Genomic DNA, 22724 nt, shown 5'->3' on the forward strand with positions numbered 1-22724 from the left:
CAGAACAGCCCTACAGCGTCAGCGTTCTGGCAGTATTCGCAGTCTTCGGTATCGGTCAGTGCTTACTCTCCTCCAGCTCCAGGACAGACCCCCAGGACTGCATCCCAATCTCTCCGTCCGCAGGAATCAACAGCCCCTTGAAAACGAATTCCATGATTCGGGCCGCCTGCTCGGTCAGCTCCGCGGATCGTTCCTTCGGGAAGCTGAAAATGATCTCGTCGTGGATTACGAGCCGCATCCAGGGGGTGAACCCTGCCTTGTCGAGCTCAATGAGGGCTCGAACAGTGATGTCCCGGGCTGAAGACTGAATGTAGTAGTTGAGGGCGGCGTAAGCCCGCTCGCGGTCCACCGGAAGCCACCGGCCAGTAGCCGTGTAGATCCCGCCGTACCGGCGGGCCTCCTTCTGTAGCTTCTCGGAAAACGCCTTAACACCCTTGTATGTGTCCCAGAAGGCCTTTACGGCCGTCTTGGCGTCGTCCTCGGCAATCCCCCACTGAGAAGAGACCGCGCCGGCGCCTCCACCGAAACAGACGGTGAAGTTGGTTCCCTTGCCAGCCTTACGCATTGGGTGCTTCTCGGCACCCTCCGGCATCGGCCCGAAGGCTGCAATGGCAGTCAGGTTATGCAGGTCCTCGTTGCGGCGGAAGGCCTCTAGCATGATCGGGTCACCGGAGGCCGCGGCCATTACCCGCAGCTCCATGTTTCCGAAGTCGATGCTTACGGAGACATGACCTTCATCAGCCAAGAAGCAGTGCCGAACGTAGCCGTCCCCTGCGGGGAATGTCTGCGCCGGGATGCTTCCGGTAATGGACATCCGTGCCGTTCTGGCCTGGAGCGAATTGATTGAAGCCCTGACGCGCCCTTGTGAGTCCTGGCCGTTAAAAGCGGCCTCGAACCACGTCTTCCGCCACTTCCCCGCCTTCGTCGCCTTCTTCACGGCTTCAGCTAGCGGGTGGTCGATAGAGTCCAAGACTTCGGCATCCATGGACAGGTTGCCCTTGGCCGTCTTCTTTGTCAGCTTGACGCCGAATCCGGTGAATGCCTCGATCAACTGCTTGTCGGAGTTCACATTCTCAACTCCGTACTTGACTGCCTCGGCTTCCCAGTGCTGTTGCTCGGCCTTCAGTTCCGCAATTCTGGCCGCGGTGTACTCCGCATCGAGAAGGTAGCCTGGCCTTACCATCTTGGCCGTGATGTAGGCGGTCCGATGCTCCCAGCTAAACAGGCCCTTGCGCTTGGAGCGGAGCGGAATGAGTGGGTAGAGGATGTGGAAGAGCCGGTAGGCGAGAATGGGGTCCATACCTGCGTAGAGCAAGTATTCCCTATCGAAAAGCCTGACCACCGGCCAGATGTCGTCTTTCTTGACCTTGTAGCGCTTGGCTATTCGGGCCATGGAGCCCTTGACCTCTTCGGCCAGCTCCTGGGAGATGTAGAACTTCGTCAGTTCTTCCAGCTTGAGCCCAGGACCGCGCTCCTTGACCTGTCGAGGGTCTACGAGATGGGCCGTAATCTTCGTGCACAGCATCTTGGGGCCGGTCTCTTCGAGCGGGACGCCAAGGCACCATTCGGCAACGTTCTGATCAAAGGTCCCGTTGTGGGCAATGATCCGATGGGCCTTCCGCAGGGCCCATGCGGCGGCTTCTCGGAACTCCGGACCCAGCTCGGCCGGCAGTACCCAGCTCTCAACGGCGTTTCCGAACTGTGCAAGTCGAATTCGGAACCCGCGGTCCGAGTTCCAGTAGTCGAGCCCCGTGGTTTCCGTGTCGAAACCCATGACCGGATTGGCCTCCACGAAGTCGATGAAGCCCCACAGATCCATCACGGTTTCAACGACGTTGATTCGTACGGTCTGGCGTCGAATGTTGTAGGTGATGACCTGCATGGAGCCCCCTTACTTGCGGAGTTCGAGAAATATGTAAACGGCGAGGTAGGCCACGGCAAATCCGAGCGAACCCCAGGTGACAACGGCTTCGACCACTAGATGACGTCCTCACAAAGGTGATCCCGGGAGGCCTGCACGAGGTCAAACAGGGTGACCGTCTGCCCTTCGCAGCAGGTACACCCGCCGGAGGCCACCGGTTCCTTACAAGGACCGTGAGTCAGCTCAACACCCCCGTTTTCCCAGCCTTCAACGTAGAAGTGCATCAGCCGACTCATCCAAGCTCCGTAATGCAGCGGGCCGGCATGTCACCCGCCCGGGACCAGGACCAAAGGGAACAGGGGGCTTCCGCCCACACCCACAGGGAGGCCACCAGAATGCCGAGGACTGCGACGAGCGTAACGAATGAAATTAGTTTCATGCTTCTCCAGAGGAGGGAAGTGGGGGCCGCAGTCACGCGACCCCCACTTCAACTTTTAGGGCACAAAAACAAGCCCTACTTGGCCTTGAAACTGCCGTCCTTCTGCTTCCATAGCGGCTCGCACTGGTCACCCTTATTCTGAGCCTGGCAGAACATCGCGGACCAGGATCCCTTGTCGACCAGCTTTCGGCCGTGCGGGCAGTCGTCGTCACCCGGACCGGCGGCCGGCGCCGACTTCGAGGTCACGCGCCCGTTTTCAAACCGCTTCGGGGCCGCGCTGCCTGCACCGCCACCACCCTTGTAAAGCCCTCGGGTGTAGTCCGCAGCCTTCGCCGTAAGGTCGATCAGCCCCTCGTTCTTCATCGCGGTCAGCAGCTCGGCACCGCGCTTCGCGGTCTCCTCGGCCGAGTAGCCCCAGACCGTAGGCGTGAGCCATTCGGCGTCGTAGCCGGCAGCCGCCTTGAGGGTAAAACCAATCTTGAAGGGGGCGGAAGTCGGGGTAGTGCTGGCGGGAGTGGTCACAGGCGCCTCCGAGGCATTGGGGGTGGAGTGATCCGCAGGGGCAGAGTTCGACTCTCCCCACGGCGAGGTGTTGTCGAACGGGTCGGGGTAGCTCATTTCAGAACCCTTCCTATGTCTTCAGTATGGGACAGAATTGCCCCCACTTCAACTTATTTCTTGTCTGTCATCACACCGGGCAGGACCCATTGGCGCAGGATTCGTCATACGACGTGTCAGAACTGGTAATTCCCAGACGAGTTGCCTCGGCCTCGTATTCCTCGCGGGTGATGCGCTCGTACGGGGCCTGAGCCCGAGACAGCTCCGGGAAGATGGTGCTGCCCTTCAGGTCCGGCATGAAGTCGAGCAGGACGCGCTTGACGTCCTCGACGGTGTACTTCTCGGGATCGACGGAGGCCGTGTAGCTCACCGCCTGGTCGGCCCAGAGGTCCTGATAGAGCCGCTGGACGCTCAGCATCTCCTCAAGGCTCACCTGCCCAGCATGCTGGACCGACTCCGGGTCCAGTACCTCGCTGATCAGGGCGTCCCGGGTCGGGATCGTGACCACGGCGGTGTTCGCCGCGTAGATGCACGGTTCGACGTGGTAGCCGGCGGCGCGATACTCCTCAACCTTCCTCGCCTCCTCCGGCTCCAGGAGCGAGAAGCGGATGCGCCGGTTGAAGTACAGCGCGAAGGGCAGGTGGATGCCCTCGCCACTCGCGCCAGCAACCTTGGAGATGGAACCGGTCGGGGCGATCACACGCTTCTTGATCGGGATCGGAATACGGAGTTGGTTGCTGTATTCGGCAGCAGCGTCGTCTACCCAGTCAGCCATCAGGGCCAGGGCACCCCGGACAGTCGTGTCCTTCTCGGCCTCGGTGTACAGGATGCCCTGCATCGCCAGGAAATCGGCGAAGCCAAGGTGCCCCACACCGATACGGCGGTACCGCGCGATGGCCGCGGCCGACCTCGCATCAGCCACCGGGGCACACGTTGCCCGGATCAGGTAGCGAGTCAACAGCCTGTGCGCCTGGTGGAGCCCGTCGAAGTCGATGAATCCGTACCGGTCCACGAACGCACCGAGGTTGATGGAGCCGAGATTGCAGGGCTCCCAGGGCGTGAGGGTCGCCTCTCCACAGGGGTTGGTCGTGTAGGTGCCGTCCACCTCACCAACGGCCGTCAGGTCGGAGTTCCAGAAGCCCGGCTCACCGTTCTTCGTGGCGCCTGCGGCTAGCTGGTCCAGGACGAAGGAGGCCTTGGAGTTTCCGGCCTCCGCCTGCTCGATGAAGCGCTCATCAATCTCGACGCTGATGTTGGTGGTCCAGTGCTTCGTCATGTCCTCCTTGGAGGAGAGGAACAGACCTATCTGCCCGTCGTCCCAATGCATGATCGACATGCGGGCGGAGCGACGCACACCGCCCGAGACGATGCACCGAGCGATCTCGTGATCAATGAGCATCGCGTCCATGCCGGAGAGCGGCCAGCCAGCCACGTCCGAGACGATCCGGCCGACCTCGATCAGCATCTCTGCGAACGGCGCCGGCCCGGAAGCTGTGCCGCCGAAGCTGCGGAGGGCGGCGCCCTTGTGTCGGACTCGGGTCACGTCGTACACGCGGTCCTGGTGCACCACGTCATCACGGTGTGCGGTGCGGATCAGGTCACCCAGAGCCTCCGCCCAGCCCTCGCGGGAGTCCTCAACGCTGTAGGCGCCGGCCCAGGTGTGGGCGTACTCGGTAGAGATGAGACCGGCCTCAACCATGTCCAGGTAATCCGGGTGGTCCGGGTCACAAACGATGTGCACCTTGAGGACGTTCTCGACGGCCGGGAAGTCGCGAAGGTAGCGGTTCGAGTAGTTAGCCCCAACGCCGCCGCCCTCGGCCAGACGGAGAAGGGTGAAGGTGAAATGCTCCTCCGGCTTCTCCGGATTCCAGCCTGCGGCCCAGCAGTTATTCAAGGCGAAGTCGTTCACGCCGGAACTCTTGAGGTGTCGGCCAGCGGGCAGCACCTTGAAGGACTCAATCAGGTCGAGCAGGGCCTCACGCTCGCCCGGCTCGATGTACCGGGGATCGACCAGCTTGAGGTTGCCGTCCACCACGCGGCGGACGGTCTCCGGCCAGGTCTCTAGCTCACCGTTCGGCTTCTCGCGGCGGTAAGTGCGCTCGTACACGGTCTGTGCGGTCTCGGTCTTGAAGGCCATGCAGTGCCTTTCTGTCAGAAGGGTGGGAAGTCCGCCTGGGCGGCGTTGACCAGCTCGCCCAGGGCCCGAAGGTCCGGGAGTTCGAGTAGCAGTTCGGCTGTTCCAGCCTCGGTGGTGATGGTGATAAGCGTCTTACTGGATACCGAGTCGTCGTAGACGACCTCGATCTCCACGGCTCGGCCCTCGCTGAGCCGGCGCCGGTAGCTCTTCCGGGTCTCGATCACGTCACCGCCCCGTCCGCAGGTGAGAGTTCATCGCGATTGCTAGGGCGTCGACCGCCCGGTATCCGGTTCGAAGCTCACCATCGCTTCGGGCCGGCAGCCCGTAGATGTAGAGCCGTACCAGCACCTCGCGGTACTGATCGGTTAGCTTCTTCAGGCCTGCAGTTGCATCAAGTCGGGCAGACGTGATGTTGTCGGAGATTCGACACTTCGAAAGGTCGTCCTTCTTCCCCAGGATGCTGGAGACCTCTTCATCCGTGTAGATGAAGGAGCGGAGGGTGTTTCGCACCTCATCAGGGGTGTAGTAGTACTGGTCATCAACCAGGTCACGGTAGTTTTGCTCCTTGGACGCATAGGCTTTTGCTACTCGCCATGCGAGGCGCCGAATGAATTCATCGTCGTCCGCCTTCTGGGCTACAAGAGAGGCTTGCTCGACCACGTGCAGCATAATTTCCTGCCGCACGTCGTCAGCCTCAACGATGGCCCACTTAAGTGCCATCTCCTTGGCCACCTTGCGGGCGATCTCATCGACCCGCTTCCAATTCAGCTCTGGCACTACGCGGACTCCTTCTTCTTGGCGAACCTTCCGCCTACACGCTTGATCTCTCCGAACCGCTTCCCCTCGACGACGAAAGAGCCGTCATCCTCGACCGGGATTGCCTGGGGTGTTGCGCCGTACTTTCCGACGTAGAAAAGGCCAAAGCCTCTCTGCCAGTTGGCCGGCCCGTTCTTGAGGTAGCCGGCCTGACGCACGTCCATCAGGTGTCCGACCTCGAACCCGTAGATCGTCTTGAGCTTGCCGTTGTGGCCAGTCGTATGGGGCGAGATGGCGAGCCGGTGAGTGTGCCCCATGACCACACTCACGCCTGCCTTGACCGCCTTCATGCGGGCGGTCGCACCAGGCACCTGGTTGAGCCCTGGGGACTCGTGCCCGTGGATGGCCACCCAGCCAGGTGCGAAACCGTAATAGGGCTCCACCTTCTCTACCTCGTAGGCCTGAAAGTCCAACAGGCTCTCGAACCGGTAGAACTGGTCCTCCGCTGCGAGCGCTGGCGCCCTGGACGCGAGGTACTTCCGCGGCCTCTCGTCGTGGTTGCCCTCCAGGACCTTGATGGGTCCCTGGTAGGCCTCGCGAAGCGGTGCGAGGAACGCACGCTTCGCGTACTCGGAGTCCTTAATGACGTTGCCCTCGAACTCAGCCTTGCTGCCGACGGACCACCGGGACGGAGCCGGGTAGTCCACCAGGTCGCCAATCTGAATCACTTCGTCTGGCTGGTACTCCCCAATGAACTCGATGACGTTTTTCAGCGCCCGCTTATCCTCATAGGGAATCTGGGTGTCACTGATGACGACGATTCGCTTCATGCACGCCCTTCCAGGACCTTGATAGCGTTTTTGAGAGCCCGGCGAAGCTTTCGCGCCTCCTCAATCGAGATGTTGGCAGGAACGCGATTCAGCCCATACGGACTGTCCTCGACAAGGTCAATTCCGATGAACGCGCTGCCGAACGTCTGGACCGTGAAGTAGCTGCATTCGGCGAGAGGTACATCACCAAACTGAATGCGCTTCACTGCTGAGCCTCCAACTGGCTGATTTCGTAATCGATGTACCAACGGGCCTTCTTGAGGTCTTCGAGGGGGTTGCCCTTGAAGTCGGCCCGAAACAGGTACTTCATTGCGTTTCCCCGCACGAAGGAGAAGTTCCGGGTTATGTCGATGACTTCGAGCCCACCAGGGAGCCACGTGTAGTGATCCGGGTGGTTCACCGCATCACTTCCCCCCACTTCAACGTTTGTGTCAGAAAAAAGGTCGGCTGCAGCCAACAGGGCCTCGCTTTCGTGAACAAGCTCATCAGGCGCGAAGGAGATCACTCCGACACCTACGAAGCGCACCTGGTAGGGGTATGGGACGTACTCCGGGTTCACTCCTACGATGACGCCAAGGTTGTCAGCGTAGAGCTTCGCAGCCGGACTCAACTCCCTGTCGGGCGGACTTGCGATGACAACTCGATCACCGACTTTGAACTGAAGGATGGCAGTCACTCTGCCTCCAGCTCGTGATCGTAGAACCAGGCCCCGGGCCCGTCCGGATCCATGTCGAGAATAACGGAGGTTTCCTCGCTGACCTTTGCGTAGCACACGTCTTCAACGGTGCCGGTCTCGCCGGAAAGGCTGTCGAGGCCTGCCTTCACTCGAACCCGCGCACCCGGCTGCCACTTGCTCTTCAAAATCATCAGAGACCCAGCTTCCTTCGGTATGCCTCGTTGCCGTGGGTGTAGATGAACGAATTGATGTCGTGCCCTCCGCCAAGGACGATGACCTTGGCATTTGGCATCTCGGCGGCCCGCGCGTCTGCGGCATCAAGCCCGGGCTTGTCGTCGTCGGCGATGATGTAGACCGTTTCGAATCCCTTGAATGCCGGGTCGAAGTGGGGGCGCCAAGCTGATACGCCTTGGGTGCCCACACAGGGGACGCCGGCCTCCTCCGAGGCCTGAGTGTCGAACTCGCCCTCGGACAAGGCGATGAACGGCGTCGGTCGGATCAGAGCGGCGGTGTTGTATAGGCGGGGGTGGTCACCGGGAACAGACCGGTACTTGCCGTGGCCCTCGTGGCGCTCCTTCTGCGTTGGGGCGAGGTAGTTCCCGGCCTCGTCCTTCACACACTCGTCGGCGATGCAACGGAAGCGCACGGTTGCGACTCCGTGTTCGCCGCCGGCCGGCCGTGCGTACGGAACCGCAAGCATGCCGGTGTACCGCTCATGACCGGTGAGTGCCGAACCGACGTATCCCACTCCGAACTTGAGCGCCGCCGCTCCCAAACCGCGGGCGCTCATGTACGACTCGGCGGGGCTGTTGCTGTACTGCTGGAAGTACGCCTTCGCCGCCTCCACCGAACCACTCATGTGCGAACTCTTGTGCTTCTCGGAAGCCACAGCCCCTCTCTCTCTGAATCACGTCGTAACTGTCCTCCGTCACACCACAGACGAAGCATGACCACCGCTGCTTGTCGGTATTTGCCGATGCGCTCGGATTCTCCTCGGAGTGGAGCGGACAGAGAATCTTCTGCCACCCCCCACGGCTTTGGAGCTGGACCCCGTAAAAGTGCCGCAGAACTTCAGCGATCGGCGGTTTCGGGCTGGGCGTCATCTCCGACCTTCCGAACTGTCACGGGGAAGTTGTACTGGCGGTAGGTACCGTTCATGGTCTCGTGCTCGCCGCGCCACTTCCGGAAGTCAAATGCAATACCGCACATGGCTTAGTCCTTGTCGTAGGTGTACCGGGGCCCGAGCACCTTCCAGGCCGGGTAACTTTCGAGGTAGTCAGCCGCTCGCCGCAGCACCTCTGGCCGGTCGCGGGCTCCACGGGCCAGCAGTTGCCCATTGCACCTCTGGCAGAGGAGACCTCGAATAGCCTCGGTCTTGTGGCAGTGATCGACTGCGAGATTGTTGCGGCGGGTCTCGCGGCAGATGGCACACGCGCCGCCCTGAGCCTCGAAGAGCGCCTTGTAGTCCTCGGCTGAGAGCCCGTAGGTTGCCTGAATGCGGGCGTTTCGCGCGGCCCTACTTCGAGACGTCTTGCGACACGTGGAGCAGGTCTTTCCCCGCGGAGTAAAGAATTTGAGCGCCCGGTTCTTGGTGCACTTCTTGCAGGTCCGATAGCCGGCGCGCGGGTCAGGCACGGGCCCTCAACGTCTGCTCAAGTCGCAGCTGCTGCTTCATGTCGTAGAGGCCCTGGGCCAGCTCGCGAAGTTGATCCAACTTGACAATGCTCCAGGTCGGCCCGCCGGAGAGCGGTGCGGAGATTACGGCCAGCTCGATGCCAGTCCCGGCCATCCTTATGAGGTCACGGGCCAGCTGTCGGAGGTTGATGCGGCGCCTGTCGTGGATCTTGAGAACGACAACCACGAGACCGCCGCCATTTTCTTCTATCTCCTTTTCGGAGATCGAAGGGTTATTGGCCAGGAGAGCCGAAACGATCTCCGGCTGAATGACGTAGCCGCTTCCGGAGAACTTTCCCATTGCGTCTTCCTTCCGATTCGATACTAGTCGCCAGAGGCCCCCACTCAACCGCATTTGTGGCGCCTGGGCGAGGTCAACTAGAAGGTGGCCATCACGTCAGTGAGGCGCATATTGGTGCGATTGAAGTCGTACGAGGAGTAGGTCTCCCCCGATGAATCCTCAAACCCCTCACGGTTCTTGACCGGCGAGATGTGGAGAACTCGTCCATCCATCCCGTCAATTTCCTTGAAGATCGTAAGGATCAGTGCGGGCACTCGCCCGATTTTCCCCTTGACGCCGGAAAGGGGAATCGGCTTCAAGCCGTCGGAGTGCTCCCCAACCACGTGGTGGAGGCCAAGAACGTGGGCCCGGGTAACCCGAGCCATCTCGCTGAGGTATTCACACAGCCCCTCCAGGGAAAAGGTGAAACTCTCAGCGTCGCCGACCGCGCCGGCATCAACATTGGTCACGTTATCGACCACGATCAAGTGGGGATGGCAGCCGAATATCTCGAAGTAGCAGTCAAGGTCGAGTTCCATGTCCGAAAGCGTGGGCCTGGCCTCGTAGTTGAAGCGGACCCACCAACGCTTCCCCAGGACCGGGGTGTACTCCTCGAAGTCGCCGTCAACCAGCTTCTTCTTGATCTCCTTGACATCATCCCCAGTAATAATGGCCGTAGCCCGAGAAAGCTGAGTGGCCGCACCGGAATCTGCCGAGAAGTACAGGCACGGCAGATTTCCGTACATAGCCAAGTTCACTGCGAGAAGCGACTTACCAGTACCCGGGCCGGCTACTACGAGACTGAGCTCTCCCCGCCTGAACTCGACCTCATGCTTGGACAGGCCCCGGAACGGATTTGGCAGAGGTTCGCCGGCCGCACCCTTTACCGTGATCGACTGTGCGAGAGAGTACAAGACACCTCCTTCCCTGGGGGAGCCTTTCTAGACTCCCCCACTTCAACTTCTAGGGCCAAAATATAGCCCGCCGAGAGCGGGCCCTTCCTCTGGCTTCAACCTACATCACCAGTTCCCCCACTTCAACTTCTTTGAGAAGAAAAAGAACACGCGTGCTGCATGTCGCAGAACCGACACGCGAAGCCCGGCTTCGGCTCGAAGCGTCCAGCTCTGACCCCGGCGTCCATCGCCGCGTACCGCTCTCCCACCTGCTCGGCGGTGACCTCCCTGAGGTCGACCGCCCGGGACAGCCCTCCGTTCTTCGCGAGGTACCAGTCTCCGCGGTAGACCTCGACGCCAAACGCCAGGCGAACAGCGACCGCGTACGTCTCCAGCTGGAACTTCGACTTGGTCGTACCGGTCTTGAGGTCGCGGACCCTCACCGAGTCGTCGGCCTCGGTCACGAGCTGGTCTATGTACCCGCGAACCTTGACGCCACCCAACTCGACCTTGAAGTACAGCTCCAAGGCCGGCTTGTCCTCGCCGGCCTGCCAGATGGCCGGCTGGTGCTCCTGGGCCCACTCGACGTACCGGGCTGTCTGCTCCTGGCCCAGGACGTACCGGCGCTCGATGTCGTCCCCGCCGGAGCCGGAGGCGGAGAGCCACCTGTTGGTGTCAGGCTCCCGGTCCAGCGCCCTGTTCACCAGTACGCTGTATTCGTCCGAGAAGAGTTGTACAGCCTCCTCCACACCCATCTTCCGGTTGGAGCGTTCAACCGCCTCAGCGGCACTGTGGAAGGCCGTTCCGTGGTGCGACCAGGCCGCCGGCAGGGGGGTTACGCGCTCGATGCGCTGAAGCCAAAACCGCCAGCCACACTTCTCATACTGCTCAGTCTGGCTGACGCTCCGGGGCATGCTTTCGATGTTAGTCAAGCCTCCACCACCTTGGGGCAAAGTCGGACGTACGTGTGTCGAGGGCTGTCGGGGAAGAAGGGGTGCGGCCAGTCATTTTCCTGTCGCTCAACCTCGATGTCCTGAAGTCGAGCGCTGATGCGCCTAAGAACCTCATCCTCAAGGTCAAGGAACTCAATGATCTCGGCGTCGGTCAGGTTGTTCCCGTAGCAGATGTCCCAGTACTCACCCACCGGGCACGCTTCGTGATGGATAATCAGAAGTGAGTCAGACCGCACTACCCGCGTAGAAACGGTCCTACTCGCCTCAATCTCCGCCGCTACCAGCTCCCGGCGCGGCAAAACTGCCGGCTGGGATGGGCGAAGCGTGAGGTTCATGTACCCGCCTCCTAGTTCAGCCACTTGAGGATTTGTGGCGAGGTTCAACTTATCTCACAGGGCGCCGACATTCCCCCCACTTCAACTGTGACGCTCGTCACATGCCTGGGAGAAAACCCGCCTCTACCTGCGAGGTTGTGAACTGACTGGGAGTCAGATATCAGATGACATGAGGTTAGATAACAAAACAGGCCCCACTTCACCGTGGGACCTGCTCTTAGTGCACGCTTTGCTCAACCCAGACCTACTGGGGAGTGTTCGCGGTGTCTTCGTTGAGCCTCCAGACGTCCAGGGTCGACCCCTCGGGCCTCGGCCGGTCACTCGGCCACCGAATGGCCAGGTTCTCGTCTGCAGCGACTCTGGGGACGAACGACCAACCCTCGTCCGGGGCGTAGGAAAGGACCGCACCTTCACGCTTCAGGCGGCGTTCGAAGGCCAGAGCCGTGCTCCGCTGCCTCTCGCTCATGTCCTGATCCCGCAACTTCAGCCTTAGCCACAGCTTCAAAGACTGCGCGGGGCTCCTGTCGTGATGACTGCCAGGGCCGGCGTGGGATTGGATAGTCCAAACCTGCTTCAGCAGGGCACTGACCTCGTTCACGACGGGGCGGCGAGCCAGCCCCATGCCCGTCAACCTCTTGTTGACGGCTTGCACCGTAACCCCGTATTCCTCCGCGATCTGCCGGTCTGTTCGCCCTAGCGCGTAGAGCTTAGACAGAGTGGCGTCGGGCGGCAGCTTCGCCATGTGTTTGGTCCCTTGACTCTGCAACGATTGAAAGATATGGGGCTCGGTCCGGTGGAGCTTACCTGTTGATACCCCCCACATCAACCAGAACAACACTCGTAACTGTGTTCGATTGTGACGCTCGCCACAGTTTTGCCGCATCGGCCCGAACTTGCCTCCGGTTGACACATACATCATTAGTGAGAGAGCGAGTGAAACGAGCGAACGAACGGCCCACGTTCGAACTTGAACATCTCTACCCATTGAAAGATAAATCTTTCTAAAGTTTCTCACTGTTGACTTCTTGTTGAAGGCTTCTACCTCCGAGTTGAGTCCAGTGAGGCCGGCCCCGGCTGCCAGACCAGTATCCGGCCGGGGCCGCACACACCACCAGTCCGAGAGGAGCATCATGCCCAGAGCTGCGAGCATCTGCCTTGTGACTGGCTGTACTTCCCGGACTACACGGGACGGTCGGTGTCTAGACCACCAGCTGCGGCGGAGCTGGGACCGGCCCTCGGCCCGAAACCTAGACCGTCCTAGCGACTGGTCCAGCCGACGAGCACGGACGCTTGCTCGGGACCGATTCCGCTGCCAACGCTGCGGGGCTCGGGAAGCACTTGAGGTGGATCACCTCATCCCTGTCAGTCGGGGGGGCTCGTGGAAGCTGGAAAACCTCTGGGTCCTTTGTCGGTCCTGTCATCGAAGCAAGACTCACGGTGACCGAGGGTGAGGTTTAGTCCTTAACAGTTGCCTTGCGGCAGAGAGCGACGAATTGCAGGTTCGACCCTTCGTCTAAAGCTGCCCAGTACGTGTGTTCCGGTGTCACTTGAATCAACCGGACTTCTGGTCGTAGCTCAGTTGGAAGAGCGCTCGGTTTGGGACCGAGAGGCCGCAGGATCATGCCCTGCCGATCAGACGAGGTGCCCGTGCCGCGTAACACGGGATCCAGGGGTGTAGCTCAGCTGGTAGAGCAGCGGTCTCCAACACCGCATGCCGGAGGTTCGAGCCCTCCCGCCCCTGCCATGCGGGTAGCTCCCGCAGTGCCCTGAACCTCCCCCTGATCAGGGGACGGATGGGCGGTGCTGGTCGTCCAGCGGCCTAGGACCCCTCCTGCCCGGAGGCGACACCGGTTCGAATCCGGTCCAGCACACCCCACCCCCTCTCTGCTGCAGCTGCTTCAGCGTGCCATGGGGGTCCGACACGCCCACCTCCCTTACTGCCTTGGAAGGACCGCCCATGCCTGCCGACTGCATCGGCCGTTGCGAGGACTGCCCGTATACCTGGTGCAACCCGGTGCCTGTGCGTCCCTCGAAGGCCTCCAGCCGGCGGGACTGGCGCCAGGACGCCCAGGGGGAGCTTGACGATCTGGGTGACCTCTACGACGTCGACCTGAGCCGGGTGAGGATCCGATGACTCGCGGACCTCGGCCCAAGGAGAACGCTGTCAGGCGCAACAAGCATGAACACGCCCAGGAGCTCAGCGCCGAGGCTCAGCCGGGCCGGGAACTCCCCCGCGGGCTCGGCATTACGACTGCCGGGGCAAAGCGCTTCTGGAAGACCTGGTCCACAGCCCCCCAGACCTCCGCATGGACTGAGACCGACTGGGCCGAGCTGGAGATCACAACGAAGCTCGTGGACGGCCTCTACCAGGGCGACTTGAGGCTTGCAGGCGAGATCCGCCAGCGCGTCGCCAAGTGGGGCGCGACCACGGAGGACAGGGCCCGCCTTCGCATGTCCATCAAGGACGAGAACCAGGACCAGGGCGCCGACCAGGCGCCGGCCGACACCCCCACAGACCTCGATGAGGAGCTGTACCGACTGCTGAATTCGTGACGAGGTGACTGCCCTTGCAGACAGGCAACCTGCCCGCAGGGGTTCCCTCCCCGAGTGAAACGCTTGGTTACCAGGTCATCCGCTGGTGCCAGAGGTACATCGTCCAGCCTGATGGTGAACGAGCTGGTGAGCCTTGGCAGTTCACCCCGGAACAGCTTCGCTTTGTCCTCTGGTTCTATGCCATCAACCCGGATGGAACTTGGCGCTACAGCGCCGGAACCCTGAGGCGAGCCAAGGGCTGGGGTAAGACCCCGCTCCTGGCGGCCCTTGCCATCGTGGAATTCATCGGCCCTTGTCGATTCTCCCACTGGGATGCCTTCGGGCTTCCGGTAGCCAAGCGGGTGCCGCTGCCAACGGTGCAGATCGGCGCCACTGCGCTTGACCAGACCGATCAGACCATGGAGATGATCCGTGGAATGCTCTCGGAGTCTCCTGCCGAGAAGGAATTCAATCTCGACATCGGCAAGGCAGTCATCCAGTTCAAGTCTGGCAAGCCGGGGACGATCCGACCGAAGGCGACTGCCGGCCGAACGAATGAAGGTAACCGGCCGACCTTCTGCCTGATGGACGAATGCCATCACTGGGTGGGGTCAAACGGGGGTCCGGATTTCTTCCAGACTCTTAAGCGAAACATCGAGAAGACGACATCCGCGGGTTCTCGGTGGGTCTCCACCACAAATGCGTACAATCCGAACGAAGATAGCGTCGCCCAGCAGATTCACGAGTCAGACATGGTCCGTCAGGGCTACTGGCTCTACGACTGCATCGAGGGCGACATTGAGGCCGGTGAGCTTCGGGACGAGGAGAAGGTCAAGGCCGCCCTGGTCCAGGCGTACGGTGACGCCACCTGGGCCGACATTCCCGGCCTGACTCGAACGATCCTCCACGACCGTACGACGCCGGACAGTACCTACCTCCGCTTCTTCTTCAACACCATTGCGGAGTCCTCCGACGGGTGGATGAGCAAGGCGGAGTGGGAGGCCTGCCAGGACGACGACGATCCGATCAAGCCTGGCGATCAGATCGCAGTGGGCTTCGACGGTTCGATCCGCGGCGATGCGACAGGCCTTGTCGGCTGTCGGCTTCGAGACGGCAAGCTCTTCGTCCTTGGCTTGTGGGAGAACCCGCGCGACCCCCGTCAGCCTGACTGGGAAGTTGATGTCCTGGCGGTAGAAGCCGCTGTTGCTCGTGCCTTCTCCACCTATCGGGTTGAGTGGATGTACGCGGACCCGCCGTACTGGCAGGAGAACATCGGCCGGTGGGCCTTGGAACACAACGACGGCCGAGGTACTGACTACGTCTTCGAATACTGGACCAATAAGCCCACGCGGATGGTCCAGGCCATTGAGCGGTTCCGTACGGCCTCCATGGTCAAGGATCTCCGCCACGACGGGAACGAAGACCTCTCCCGGCACGTCCTCAACGCGGTTACACGCGAGGTTCCACAGGGATTCCTGATTACCAAGGACAGCCCGCGTTCCAAGAAGAAAATCGACCTGGCCGTGTGTGCCATCCTCGCTTTCGAGGCGAGGGCGGATGCGATTGCAGATGGGCGGCTTACACGACGACGCTCTAGAGTGGTGGGCTGGTAAATGGATGGACTTGTTGTCGGCCCCGTGCCGACGAATCCTCGGATGTGGCTCGACTACCTTCATGCCAAGCTGCTGAAGCAGCGGGCACAGGTGAGGGTCTATTCGCGCTACTACGACGGAGATCACCAGAAGCTAGCCTTTGCTCAGGCACGTCACGTGAGCGAATTCGGTCACGTCTTCGAGAAGTGGCGTGACAACTTCTGCGGCCTGATCGTGGATTCGGTCAACGAGCGCATTGCCGTGGACGGCTTCCGGATGACGGACGAGCCCGACGCGGACAAGGACGCCCGCGACATCTGGCAACGCAACTTCATGGACGCCGAGTCGAACGCCGGCCACCTCGATGCCATGGTGCAGGGCTCTGCGTACGCGGTCGTCTGGGCCGACCAGGACGGCCAGCCCACCATCACGATGGAGTCTGCCGAACACATCGTCGTGCAGTACAAGCCCGGCTCCCGCAGGGAGATCGAGGCCGCGGCCAAGTTCTACATAGACGACTGGGGTCGTGACTGGGCAACGCTCTGGTTTGCGAACCGGGTCTACACCTTCGCGGCCGGCACCTTCGGTTGGAACGATGCGACTGCAACTCGCAGCGAGCGCAACCCGCTTGGCGAGGTCCCGGTCATTCCGCTGAACAACCGGAGCCGCCTCACCACATCTCCGGTCTCCGACCTTGCAACGGTCATCCCGCTTCAGGATGCGGTGAACAAGATCGTGTCTGACGCCTTGCTGGCGTCCGAGTTTGCGGCCTGGCCACAGCGCTACGTCACGGGCCTGGAGATCGTAGAGGACCAGGACGGTAACCCCGTCGAGCCGTTCAAGGTGGCAGTGGACAAGCTCCTCCAGGCGGAGGACCCGAACGTGACGTTCGGCCAGTTCGAGGCTGCCGACCTCGGGAATTACGTGAAGCTCGCGGACATGCTCGTACAGCACATGGCGAGTACGAGCCGCATCCCGTTCCACTACTTTTTGAATGGTGGTGTCGTCCCTTCCGGCGAGTCGATTACCGCCGCCGAAGCGGGCCTGATTGCCAAGACACGAGAGCGAATGCTGCACTTCGGCGAGGCATGGGAACGCGTAATGCGTCTGTGCTTCAAGGTACTCAAAGACAAGAGGGCGGAAGCGTGGAGCGCTGAAGTCATCTGGCGTGACCCCGAGAACCGCACCGAGGCTCAGCACATGGACGCTCTTCTCAAGCTGAAGATGATCGGTGTTCCGACCGACCAGCTTCTTTCCGATGCGGGTTACACCCCGCAGCAGATCGCCCGCTTCAAGTCGATGCGGGAAGACGATGCCAAGACCGCAATGGAACTGGCGAAGAAGTACCCGGCACCTCAGCCTCCACAGCAGGACGGTGCCGCACTCGATGCCCAGAGGGCCGCCAACAAGCCGCCACAGGGCAACTCAGGGAACGCAGCCCGCAAGGCTGTGAACCCGGTGAAGGGCTGATCCCTTCAATCCCTTTCAACACGCTGGCTCCCGCAATGGGGGCTTTTTTTGATGCCGCCGAAATGGATGGATCGTATGACTGAGACGAACACCCCCGAGGGCACAACTCCGCCGGCCGCTGGTCCGGAGGTTCCGACTATCGAGTCGCTTCAGGCTCAGGTCGAGAAGTGGAAGGCCCTTTCCCGAACCAACGAGAAGCGTTGGAACGACGCCTCCAGCGAGCTGGAGACCCTTCGGCAGTCGCAGATGAGCGACGCGGACAAGGCCCTTGAGTCTGCCCGTACGGAGGCCCGTAACGCGGCCTTCGCCGAGGTCGGTACTCGCCTTGCTGACGCGGAGCTTCGCGCCCAGGCCGCAAAGGCTGGTGTTGAGCTTCCGGCCGCCGAGTTCCTGAACCTCTCCAAGTTCCTCGGTGAGGACGGTTCGGTGAACGCCGGGCTGGTCTCGAACTTCGTCTCGTCCCTTCCCAAGCCGGTCTCTGAGCCCGAGTTCGCACAGGGTCTTGGCCTCGGTCGTCAGGGCGGCTCTGGCCCTGTCCAGTTCACCCGTGACGACCTTTCCCGCATGTCTCCCAAGGAAATCAATGCGGCCCGTAAGGCAGGCCAGCTCGATGCCCTGATGCGAGGCGAAATCTGATTCGACCGTGAGGTAACCGCATGGCACTTTACTCTCAGACCGGCAATAACACTGGTGCCGGCCAGCTCCAGACTACTCCGGGTCAGTTCATTCCCGAGGTCTGGACTTCTCAGCTTCTCCAGGACATCGAGGAGAATCTGATTCTCTCCGCGTCCCCGTTCACGAACCGGGACTATGAGGGCGAATTCCGCCGGTCCGGCGATGTTGTCCGCATCCCGCACTTCGTTGACGGCACTGTCACTGACAAGGGCATCGTCAAGGCGTACGGCGAGATCGGCGCCGCGGACCACGCTGAGCTTGAGTACATGAAGATGACCGTTGCCAAGGGCTCCAGTTTCCACCTGGAGATCGACGCTCTTCACCAGCTCCAGACTCAGAGCGGCATCGACCTGATGTCCAACCTGGTCGCTCAGCGCGCCCGCGCTACCGCTCGCTCCATTGACGAGCTGGTTGCCCTGACCCTTCTGGCCGGCCTCTCCGGCAAGGACCTGAACGGCGCCGAGGACCGGAACGCGACTGTTTCCGGCCTGCCGGCTCTGGAGCTGGGTCCCATCTCGAAGGTCCAGGCGGCCGACGTGAATCAGGCCGCGACTGACGTTCTGTCGGTCTACGACTACGTGGTCTCGATGCTCGAAGTCCTCGACACCCGCTCGGCCCCACAGGACCGTTGGCTGTACGTCTCCCCGCGCATGCGCTCGCTGCTGCTGCGGGACGAGAAGTTCATCGACGCCTCGAAGCACGGTGGCGGCGGCTCCGTCGTCGCCTCGGGTCAGATCGGCACCATCCTGGGCCTGCCGGTCATCGTGGCTAACGCGCTGGGTAACCACACCCGCCCGAACTCCCCGGTCATCAAGAAGGGGAATGAGAAGTTCGGTTCCGTCGATCTCTTCATGGGTTCAACTTCCGCGGTCTCGGTTGTGATGCCGTTCGCCGAGATGGCCGCCTACAACCCTGAGAAGAAGTTCACTGGTGCGGTTAAGTCCCGCGTCATCTACGACGCGAAGGTGTGCCGGCCCGAGCAGCTTCTCATTGCTCAGGGTGTTGAGGCGGAGATCCGAGCCCACAACAGCGCGATCAAGGCGCCGACCGCTCCGTGATCGACCTCCCTCACGGAAGGGAGGGTATTGGTGCTCTACGCATCCGTTGATGACGTGGCCGCCCGTCTTGGGCGGCCCGTCTCCGACGACGAGAGGCCCCGAGTTCAGGCTTTCCTTGAGGACGTCTCGGCACTCATCTCCGACTACTGTAACGGCAGTTGGGACCATGCGGCCCCTCCGGCGTCGTTCAAGGTTGTGGCCTGCGCCGAGGTAATCCGGTGGCTTGCTGTGACACCCGGTGTGGTGAGCGAGCGCACCGGCGAGCTGGAGGTCCAGTTCGCGGCCTCCGCCGCAACGTCCGGACTGTCCGAGGCTGCCAAGGGAGGCCTTCGCCGCTACCGGCGAGGCCTCTCCTCTATCCACCTCACGCGGGAGGTACCACCATGCCCCGGTACACCGAGCCCGTAGAAATCTCGCGTGCCGCCCTGGTGGCGGACGCGTACACCAACCGGCGGGACTGGGAGCACGCAGAGCGGGTGTGGTCGGGGCTCGCCTCGGTCCAACCGGGCAAGCCGTACACGGTCCGAAGTCCGGAGCGAGAGACCACGGTTGATCGGCTCCTCGTCTACCTCCCGCCGACCGCTGATGTTGACTCCGCGGACCGCATCACGGTCCGAGGGATCACCTACCAGATCGAGGACGAGCCCGCCCACTGGCGGGCCGGCGTCCTGTCCCACGTCGTAATCAAGGCGGTGAGAGTCAGACGATGAGCCGGTTCACCCTTCGCATGGATAAGGGATGGGAGCGCGAGGTTCTGTCTCTCCCCCAGGCCCGAGAGATTGTCGAGCTCCACACGGCAGACGTTGCTGCCCTGGCCATCAAGGAGGCCCCGCGGGCGAGCGCGACCCGAGGTAACTGGAACTCGATCAAGAAGAACATCGAGGCCATGGTCACCCTCTACCAGAGCGGTTGGTACGGCCAGGTGGTTATTGAGTTCGACAAGGATGTTCGACACACCATGCTTCAGGAACTCGGTTGGCGCGACCGCAAGGGCCGCCGACACCCCGGGCGGTTCTTCCTCAAGGCAGCCTTGGAGAAGGCGAGGATCGAGTGACAGATCCCGTCAAGGTTGTCTGGGAGTACCTGAGTTCACTGCCTGGTCTGCCGAGTGGCTGTGTCACCGGGGACCTGGTGGGCCGGGAGGCCGGCCAGGCGACCGTGTACCTGAATGAATCCGGCGGGTTCCGTCTGGTCCGGGATCGCATGGACCGAGTGGACGTCGAGTACGACGTGTACGCCGAAGACCGCGCAGAGGCTAAGCGCCTCGCGCTCCTGGTCCGCCAGGCCCTCTTGGAGGAGCTGCCAGGCCGGGAGGCTGGCGGCGCCCTGGTGCTCGACGTCGCCGAGATCTCCCGTCCCCGGTACTACCCGGACAGCGTGAGTCGAGAGCACATGTATGGCGGCGAGGTCACTCTGTTCTTGACTTATACCAATCGTAATTAAACAGCGGCCTATCCTCATCATACATCCTGAGGGCGGATACCAACCATGCCGAGACAGCCATGCGTTTCCATCTATCCGGCATTTCACGTTTCGGATCCAACGTCTTGAGGGCTCCCTCGAAGGCGGTCGCGTCTGGCTCAATAGTTCCCCTCCTCAACTCGGCCAGCCTTTGGAGGTCGCGGACACGGTCTAGCACTTCTCCGACCATATCGTCAACCTTCCGAGGCGGATGCACGGCTGCCGCCTCATCGATTGCTTTTGCCTTAGAAATCGCTTCGAAGAAATCATCCCAGAGCGCATTGAAGAGTGTCTCAACCCTGCCTTCGTTAATCTTTATGGCAGCCTGATCGTAGATGTCTCGCACCAATCTATGCAATTCTTCCCGCTCAAGTTTGCGCGCTTGAAAGGAAGACAGGGGGTCCGTCAATTCATGAGGCTCCAGGTCAATGCAGAGTGGCACCACTCTTCCCTTTTTAACGCTTTTCGCCAAGGCTCCAGCCTCGAACAGCATCCATTTCGATTCCAGATTGCTGGCGGTAACGCACAAGACTCCGAAGTCAGACTTATCGAGCTGCGTGCCAATCTGCTCGAACCACCTGACGCCCGATCGAATGTCCTGGTCGGACATCCAAAACTCCACCTGCTGCACTAGAGCGCCCAGAAATTCCTGAAGAGCCTTTGCCGCAGCCTTACTGCGCCTTCCCGACCACGAGATGAAGACTTTCATAGCGGACCTGCCTTGGTCGCTTCTCTGCCCTCAGTCTCTCTCTTATTCCAACGGGCCGCCACCTGAGGCGGATGGCAGTCCCTTTCTTCTTCATCAAGCCTCGCCTAGCGCGGCCTTTGTTGTTCCCCTCCCCCTGCTTTGGAGTGCCTATGGCTAACGACGCCCAGAAGATCCGCTTTGCCCCCAACGGGGGCGTTTTTGTTGCCCCTGCCCCGAACGGCCTTCCCGGCGGCACTCAGCTTCCGGTAGATGTAGGTGACGGTAAGGCCGTCCCGGCCGGTTACAAGGCCTTCGGCTATGTCGACCAGGGCGGCGTCACGATTACGCCGAGCATCGAGACCGATCCGGTTAACGCGTGGCAGTCTGCCACCCCGGTTCTCTACAACGTCAAGTCTGCGTCGATGCAGATCAAGGCGACCCTTCTGGAGACCAACCAGCTCACGTCTGAGCTTTTCTGGGGCGCCCCATGGGTGGCTGTGAAGGACGACAAGGGCCAGGCGACTGGCACCTATCGCTTGGACCTATCCTCGACCCCGGACCTCCAGGAAATCTCCCTGGCTGTGGACTGGTCCCAGGCCGGCACCCTGTACCGCTGTGTGATTCCGCGGGCCATGATTTCCGACCGTGGCGCGATCACCCTTCAGCGGACCGAGGCACAGAAGTACGAGCTGACGATTAGCGCCCTGGACGCCAATGGCTCCCTGGGCTACGTCCTCACTAATGACAACGTGAAGGGCACTGGCGGTGGTGTCACTCCACCGGCTCCATTCGCTTCCACGGTTGCAGTCCCGGGTTACGCGTCCAACGACTCGGCAAATGCCTCGTGGACCGCCCGTGTGACCGTTACCGGCGTTACCAGCCCGGCTACCGTGAAGTTGCTCAACGCTGCCGGCACCGCCTTCCAGCTTCAGACCACGCTGAATGCTGACGGCAACTACGACGTGACCATTCCGAAGGGCCAGGCAACTGCCGAGCTCAAGATCACTCATGCGGGTGTGGATTACTGCTACACCGTGACCGACAAGACCCAGGTTGGCTCCTCGAAGGCCTGCACCGTCGTTACCGGCTAACCAGCCGATGGCCCCTGCCGGGGAGGGCAATAGTCCCCGGCCCCCTTCTTCCCTTTAGATGCTGGAGTTCCCTATGGCCGTTGCCAAGAAGACCGCTGCCCCAAAGACTGCTGCCGCGAAGGCGGAGGCCACCGACGAGCCGACGACCTTTGAGCACGCCGGTATCACCTTCTCGGTTCCTGCCCCTCTGGACATGCCGCTTGAGATTCTGGAGGCCGAGTCCGAGGTTGAGGCAGTTCGTCTGATCGTCGGTGAGGAGACCTGGGCCGCGTACCGCGCTACCCGCCCCACCATCCGTGACTTTCAGGCCCTCGCTGACCGCGTCAACCAGGCTCAGGCCGGCTCGGGAAACTGATCCAAGTCGTCGGGGTCATCCAGGAGTTCCCCGACGAGCTTGAAGCCGATCTCTTGGAACACTTCGGCGTTGACCTCCTGGACCTCTGGCGCGGGCGGCTGTCGCTCCGCCGTGTGCACGTGTTGATCTCCTCGCTGATGTCCAAGCCGGGCCGATCAACTCTCCTGGCGGCCATGGACGAGACCACTCAGTGGGGCACCGCGGACCATCTTCTCGCCCGTGTCTCCGACGCCCTTGAGCTGAGCAACTTCCTCTTCATGAAGGCCAATTCAGATTCCTCGGCTGACCTGCCGATCCCCCAGCCGATCCCCCGGCCTGGCGTGGAATCGCTTGAACTCCCAGCACCAGAGCCCGACTTCGCTACCGGGACGGAGGTGGCCGACTTCTTCACCCGCATGAGCAACCTGTAG

The 22724-nt window shown here is 61.6% G+C and carries 30 protein-coding genes, 3 tRNA genes and 1 pseudogene; 15 read left to right on the forward strand and 19 right to left on the reverse strand.

The features are described from left to right. Window positions 1-55: 55 nt before the first annotated feature. From ACIRVF_RS11135 to ACIRVF_RS11215, 17 genes and pseudogenes are all read right to left on the reverse strand, one after another. Window positions 56-1882 carry a DNA polymerase gene (locus ACIRVF_RS11135; RefSeq protein ID WP_402816016.1) on the reverse strand — a complete coding sequence of 609 codons (1827 nt, stop codon included), beginning with the start codon at window positions 1880-1882 and terminating at the stop codon, window positions 56-58. Window positions 1883-2375: 493 nt separating this feature from the next. Beyond that, on the reverse strand, window positions 2376-2918 hold the full coding sequence (locus tag ACIRVF_RS11140; protein ID WP_402816018.1) for a hypothetical protein: 543 nt from the start codon (window positions 2916-2918) through the stop codon (window positions 2376-2378). Window positions 2919-2988: 70 nt separating this feature from the next. Then, window positions 2989-4995, reverse strand: a complete 2007-nt coding sequence (gene nrdJ / locus ACIRVF_RS11145) for a ribonucleoside-triphosphate reductase, adenosylcobalamin-dependent (RefSeq protein ID WP_402816020.1) — start codon at window positions 4993-4995, stop codon at window positions 2989-2991. 14 nt (window positions 4996-5009) lie between these two features. Beyond that, entirely contained in the window at window positions 5010-5219 is a 210-nt protein-coding gene (locus ACIRVF_RS11150; RefSeq protein WP_402816021.1) for a hypothetical protein, read from the reverse strand. 1 nt (window position 5220) lies between these two features. Next, a complete protein-coding gene (locus ACIRVF_RS11155; protein ID WP_402816022.1) occupies window positions 5221-5772 on the reverse strand; it encodes a hypothetical protein in 552 nt (183 codons plus the stop codon). Further along, window positions 5772-6581 (reverse strand): metallophosphoesterase family protein, encoded by an 810-nt coding sequence (locus ACIRVF_RS11160; RefSeq protein WP_402816024.1) that lies wholly within the window; start codon window positions 6579-6581, stop codon window positions 5772-5774. The genes ACIRVF_RS11155 and ACIRVF_RS11160 overlap by 1 nt, the downstream gene beginning before the upstream one ends. Beyond that, window positions 6578-6787, reverse strand: a complete 210-nt coding sequence (locus tag ACIRVF_RS11165; protein WP_402816025.1) for a hypothetical protein — start codon at window positions 6785-6787, stop codon at window positions 6578-6580. Before ACIRVF_RS11165 ends, ACIRVF_RS11160 begins: the two co-directional genes overlap by 4 nt. Beyond that, entirely contained in the window at window positions 6784-7257 is a 474-nt protein-coding gene (locus ACIRVF_RS11170; RefSeq protein ID WP_402816026.1) for a DUF3310 domain-containing protein, read from the reverse strand. The genes ACIRVF_RS11165 and ACIRVF_RS11170 overlap by 4 nt, the downstream gene beginning before the upstream one ends. Further along, complete coding sequence (locus ACIRVF_RS11175; RefSeq protein WP_402816027.1) at window positions 7254-7448, reverse strand: hypothetical protein; 195 nt, start codon at window positions 7446-7448, stop codon at window positions 7254-7256. The genes ACIRVF_RS11170 and ACIRVF_RS11175 overlap by 4 nt, the downstream gene beginning before the upstream one ends. Next, entirely contained in the window at window positions 7448-8146 is a 699-nt protein-coding gene (locus ACIRVF_RS11180) for a topoisomerase (protein ID WP_402816028.1), read from the reverse strand. Before ACIRVF_RS11180 ends, ACIRVF_RS11175 begins: the two co-directional genes overlap by 1 nt. A gap of 34 nt (window positions 8147-8180) precedes the next feature. Continuing rightward, a pseudogene (locus tag ACIRVF_RS11185) lies at window positions 8181-8360 on the reverse strand (CHC2 zinc finger domain-containing protein); the annotation flags it as partial. A gap of 109 nt (window positions 8361-8469) precedes the next feature. Continuing rightward, window positions 8470-8892, reverse strand: a complete 423-nt coding sequence (locus tag ACIRVF_RS11190; protein WP_402816029.1) for an endonuclease VII domain-containing protein — start codon at window positions 8890-8892, stop codon at window positions 8470-8472. Then, on the reverse strand, window positions 8885-9232 hold the full coding sequence (locus ACIRVF_RS11195; RefSeq protein ID WP_402816030.1) for a hypothetical protein: 348 nt from the start codon (window positions 9230-9232) through the stop codon (window positions 8885-8887). Before ACIRVF_RS11195 ends, ACIRVF_RS11190 begins: the two co-directional genes overlap by 8 nt. Window positions 9233-9309: 77 nt before the next feature. After that, a complete protein-coding gene (locus ACIRVF_RS11200) occupies window positions 9310-10125 on the reverse strand; it encodes a hypothetical protein (RefSeq protein WP_402816031.1) in 816 nt (271 codons plus the stop codon). A gap of 122 nt (window positions 10126-10247) precedes the next feature. After that, window positions 10248-11018, reverse strand: a complete 771-nt coding sequence (locus tag ACIRVF_RS11205) for a RecB family exonuclease (RefSeq protein ID WP_402816032.1) — start codon at window positions 11016-11018, stop codon at window positions 10248-10250. A gap of 14 nt (window positions 11019-11032) precedes the next feature. Continuing rightward, window positions 11033-11392 (reverse strand): hypothetical protein, encoded by a 360-nt coding sequence (locus tag ACIRVF_RS11210; protein ID WP_402816033.1) that lies wholly within the window; start codon window positions 11390-11392, stop codon window positions 11033-11035. A gap of 244 nt (window positions 11393-11636) precedes the next feature. Further along, complete coding sequence (locus ACIRVF_RS11215) at window positions 11637-12134, reverse strand: hypothetical protein (RefSeq protein WP_402816035.1); 498 nt, start codon at window positions 12132-12134, stop codon at window positions 11637-11639. A gap of 388 nt (window positions 12135-12522) precedes the next feature. On the opposite strand from ACIRVF_RS11215, the gene ACIRVF_RS11220 reads away from it, so the two are divergent. From ACIRVF_RS11220 to ACIRVF_RS11275, 12 genes are all read left to right on the forward strand, one after another. Beyond that, a complete protein-coding gene (locus ACIRVF_RS11220; RefSeq protein ID WP_402816036.1) occupies window positions 12523-12843 on the forward strand; it encodes an HNH endonuclease in 321 nt (106 codons plus the stop codon). 113 nt (window positions 12844-12956) lie between these two features. Beyond that, window positions 12957-13029: transfer RNA gene (locus ACIRVF_RS11225), tRNA-Pro, on the forward strand. Window positions 13030-13060: 31 nt separating this feature from the next. After that, a tRNA-Trp gene (locus tag ACIRVF_RS11230) sits at window positions 13061-13136 on the forward strand. 56 nt (window positions 13137-13192) lie between these two features. Beyond that, a tRNA-Gly gene (locus ACIRVF_RS11235) sits at window positions 13193-13263 on the forward strand. A 259-nt stretch (window positions 13264-13522) separates the two neighbouring features. Beyond that, window positions 13523-13945, forward strand: a complete 423-nt coding sequence (locus tag ACIRVF_RS11240; protein WP_402816037.1) for a hypothetical protein — start codon at window positions 13523-13525, stop codon at window positions 13943-13945. Between the two features lie 14 nt (window positions 13946-13959). Next, window positions 13960-15537 (forward strand): hypothetical protein, encoded by a 1578-nt coding sequence (locus ACIRVF_RS11245; RefSeq protein WP_402816039.1) that lies wholly within the window; start codon window positions 13960-13962, stop codon window positions 15535-15537. Between the two features lie 42 nt (window positions 15538-15579). Next, window positions 15580-16986 carry a phage portal protein gene (locus ACIRVF_RS11250; RefSeq protein WP_402816040.1) on the forward strand — a complete coding sequence of 469 codons (1407 nt, stop codon included), beginning with the start codon at window positions 15580-15582 and terminating at the stop codon, window positions 16984-16986. 75 nt (window positions 16987-17061) lie between these two features. Next, window positions 17062-17622: a hypothetical protein gene (locus ACIRVF_RS11255; RefSeq protein WP_402816042.1), complete on the forward strand. Its 561-nt coding sequence runs from the start codon at window positions 17062-17064 to the stop codon at window positions 17620-17622. A 20-nt stretch (window positions 17623-17642) separates the two neighbouring features. Then, window positions 17643-18719, forward strand: coding sequence for a hypothetical protein (locus ACIRVF_RS11260; RefSeq protein WP_402816043.1), 1077 nt, complete (start codon window positions 17643-17645; stop codon window positions 18717-18719). A 383-nt stretch (window positions 18720-19102) separates the two neighbouring features. Next, on the forward strand, window positions 19103-19429 hold the full coding sequence (locus tag ACIRVF_RS11265) for a hypothetical protein (RefSeq protein ID WP_402816044.1): 327 nt from the start codon (window positions 19103-19105) through the stop codon (window positions 19427-19429). After that, on the forward strand, window positions 19426-19773 hold the full coding sequence (locus ACIRVF_RS11270) for a hypothetical protein (RefSeq protein WP_402816045.1): 348 nt from the start codon (window positions 19426-19428) through the stop codon (window positions 19771-19773). The genes ACIRVF_RS11265 and ACIRVF_RS11270 overlap by 4 nt, the downstream gene beginning before the upstream one ends. Continuing rightward, on the forward strand, window positions 19770-20162 hold the full coding sequence (locus ACIRVF_RS11275) for a hypothetical protein (RefSeq protein WP_402816046.1): 393 nt from the start codon (window positions 19770-19772) through the stop codon (window positions 20160-20162). Before ACIRVF_RS11270 ends, ACIRVF_RS11275 begins: the two co-directional genes overlap by 4 nt. Here the strand turns inward: ACIRVF_RS11275 and ACIRVF_RS11280 are convergent. After that, the gene (locus ACIRVF_RS11280; RefSeq protein ID WP_402816048.1) at window positions 20128-20889 is read right to left on the reverse strand and encodes a toll/interleukin-1 receptor domain-containing protein; all 762 of its coding nucleotides are present in this window, start codon (window positions 20887-20889) and stop codon (window positions 20128-20130) included. The genes ACIRVF_RS11275 and ACIRVF_RS11280 overlap by 35 nt on opposite strands. Window positions 20890-21038: 149 nt before the next feature. Here ACIRVF_RS11280 and ACIRVF_RS11285 point away from each other — a divergent pair, with 149 nt between their 5' ends. Then, window positions 21039-21959, forward strand: a complete 921-nt coding sequence (locus ACIRVF_RS11285) for a hypothetical protein (protein ID WP_402816049.1) — start codon at window positions 21039-21041, stop codon at window positions 21957-21959. A 73-nt stretch (window positions 21960-22032) separates the two neighbouring features. After that, a complete protein-coding gene (locus ACIRVF_RS11290; protein ID WP_402816050.1) occupies window positions 22033-22314 on the forward strand; it encodes a hypothetical protein in 282 nt (93 codons plus the stop codon). Here ACIRVF_RS11290 and ACIRVF_RS11295 read toward each other — a convergent pair. After that, entirely contained in the window at window positions 22293-22433 is a 141-nt protein-coding gene (locus tag ACIRVF_RS11295) for a hypothetical protein (RefSeq protein WP_402816051.1), read from the reverse strand. The two genes, ACIRVF_RS11290 and ACIRVF_RS11295, sit on opposite strands and share 22 nt — an antisense overlap. Window positions 22434-22487: 54 nt before the next feature. Between ACIRVF_RS11295 and ACIRVF_RS11300 the strand changes: the two genes are divergently transcribed. Continuing rightward, complete coding sequence (locus ACIRVF_RS11300; protein WP_402816052.1) at window positions 22488-22724, forward strand: hypothetical protein; 237 nt, start codon at window positions 22488-22490, stop codon at window positions 22722-22724.

The sequence above is a fragment of the Kitasatospora sp. NPDC101157 genome (genome assembly GCF_044768255.1).
In the GTDB taxonomy this organism is placed as follows: domain Bacteria; phylum Actinomycetota; class Actinomycetes; order Streptomycetales; family Streptomycetaceae; genus Kitasatospora.

Excerpts from the sequence above, each read along its gene's own strand:
- ACIRVF_RS11210 (WP_402816033.1), bottom strand. The coding sequence starts at position 11,392 with ATGAACCTCACGCTTCGCCCATCCCAGCCGGCAGTTTTGCCGCGCCGG.
- ACIRVF_RS11250 (WP_402816040.1), top strand. The coding sequence starts at position 15,580 with ATGTGGCTCGACTACCTTCATGCCAAGCTGCTGAAGCAGCGGGCACAG.
- ACIRVF_RS11135 (WP_402816016.1), bottom strand. The coding sequence starts at position 1,882 with ATGCAGGTCATCACCTACAACATTCGACGCCAGACCGTACGAATCAAC.
- ACIRVF_RS11220 (WP_402816036.1), top strand. The coding sequence starts at position 12,523 with ATGCCCAGAGCTGCGAGCATCTGCCTTGTGACTGGCTGTACTTCCCGG.
- ACIRVF_RS11215 (WP_402816035.1), bottom strand. The coding sequence starts at position 12,134 with ATGGCGAAGCTGCCGCCCGACGCCACTCTGTCTAAGCTCTACGCGCTA.
- ACIRVF_RS11140 (WP_402816018.1), bottom strand. The coding sequence starts at position 2,918 with ATGAGCTACCCCGACCCGTTCGACAACACCTCGCCGTGGGGAGAGTCG.
- ACIRVF_RS11280 (WP_402816048.1), bottom strand. The coding sequence starts at position 20,889 with ATGAAAGTCTTCATCTCGTGGTCGGGAAGGCGCAGTAAGGCTGCGGCA.
- ACIRVF_RS11160 (WP_402816024.1), bottom strand. The coding sequence starts at position 6,581 with ATGAAGCGAATCGTCGTCATCAGTGACACCCAGATTCCCTATGAGGAT.
- nrdJ (WP_402816020.1), bottom strand. The coding sequence starts at position 4,995 with ATGGCCTTCAAGACCGAGACCGCACAGACCGTGTACGAGCGCACTTAC.
- ACIRVF_RS11205 (WP_402816032.1), bottom strand. The coding sequence starts at position 11,018 with ATGCCCCGGAGCGTCAGCCAGACTGAGCAGTATGAGAAGTGTGGCTGG.
- ACIRVF_RS11255 (WP_402816042.1), top strand. The coding sequence starts at position 17,062 with ATGACTGAGACGAACACCCCCGAGGGCACAACTCCGCCGGCCGCTGGT.
- ACIRVF_RS11195 (WP_402816030.1), bottom strand. The coding sequence starts at position 9,232 with ATGGGAAAGTTCTCCGGAAGCGGCTACGTCATTCAGCCGGAGATCGTT.
- ACIRVF_RS11300 (WP_402816052.1), top strand. The coding sequence starts at position 22,488 with ATGGACGAGACCACTCAGTGGGGCACCGCGGACCATCTTCTCGCCCGT.
- ACIRVF_RS11270 (WP_402816045.1), top strand. The coding sequence starts at position 19,426 with ATGAGCCGGTTCACCCTTCGCATGGATAAGGGATGGGAGCGCGAGGTT.
- ACIRVF_RS11240 (WP_402816037.1), top strand. The coding sequence starts at position 13,523 with ATGACTCGCGGACCTCGGCCCAAGGAGAACGCTGTCAGGCGCAACAAG.
- ACIRVF_RS11290 (WP_402816050.1), top strand. The coding sequence starts at position 22,033 with ATGGCCGTTGCCAAGAAGACCGCTGCCCCAAAGACTGCTGCCGCGAAG.
- ACIRVF_RS11175 (WP_402816027.1), bottom strand. The coding sequence starts at position 7,448 with ATGATTTTGAAGAGCAAGTGGCAGCCGGGTGCGCGGGTTCGAGTGAAG.
- ACIRVF_RS11260 (WP_402816043.1), top strand. The coding sequence starts at position 17,643 with ATGGCACTTTACTCTCAGACCGGCAATAACACTGGTGCCGGCCAGCTC.
- ACIRVF_RS11285 (WP_402816049.1), top strand. The coding sequence starts at position 21,039 with ATGGCTAACGACGCCCAGAAGATCCGCTTTGCCCCCAACGGGGGCGTT.
- ACIRVF_RS11265 (WP_402816044.1), top strand. The coding sequence starts at position 19,103 with ATGCCCCGGTACACCGAGCCCGTAGAAATCTCGCGTGCCGCCCTGGTG.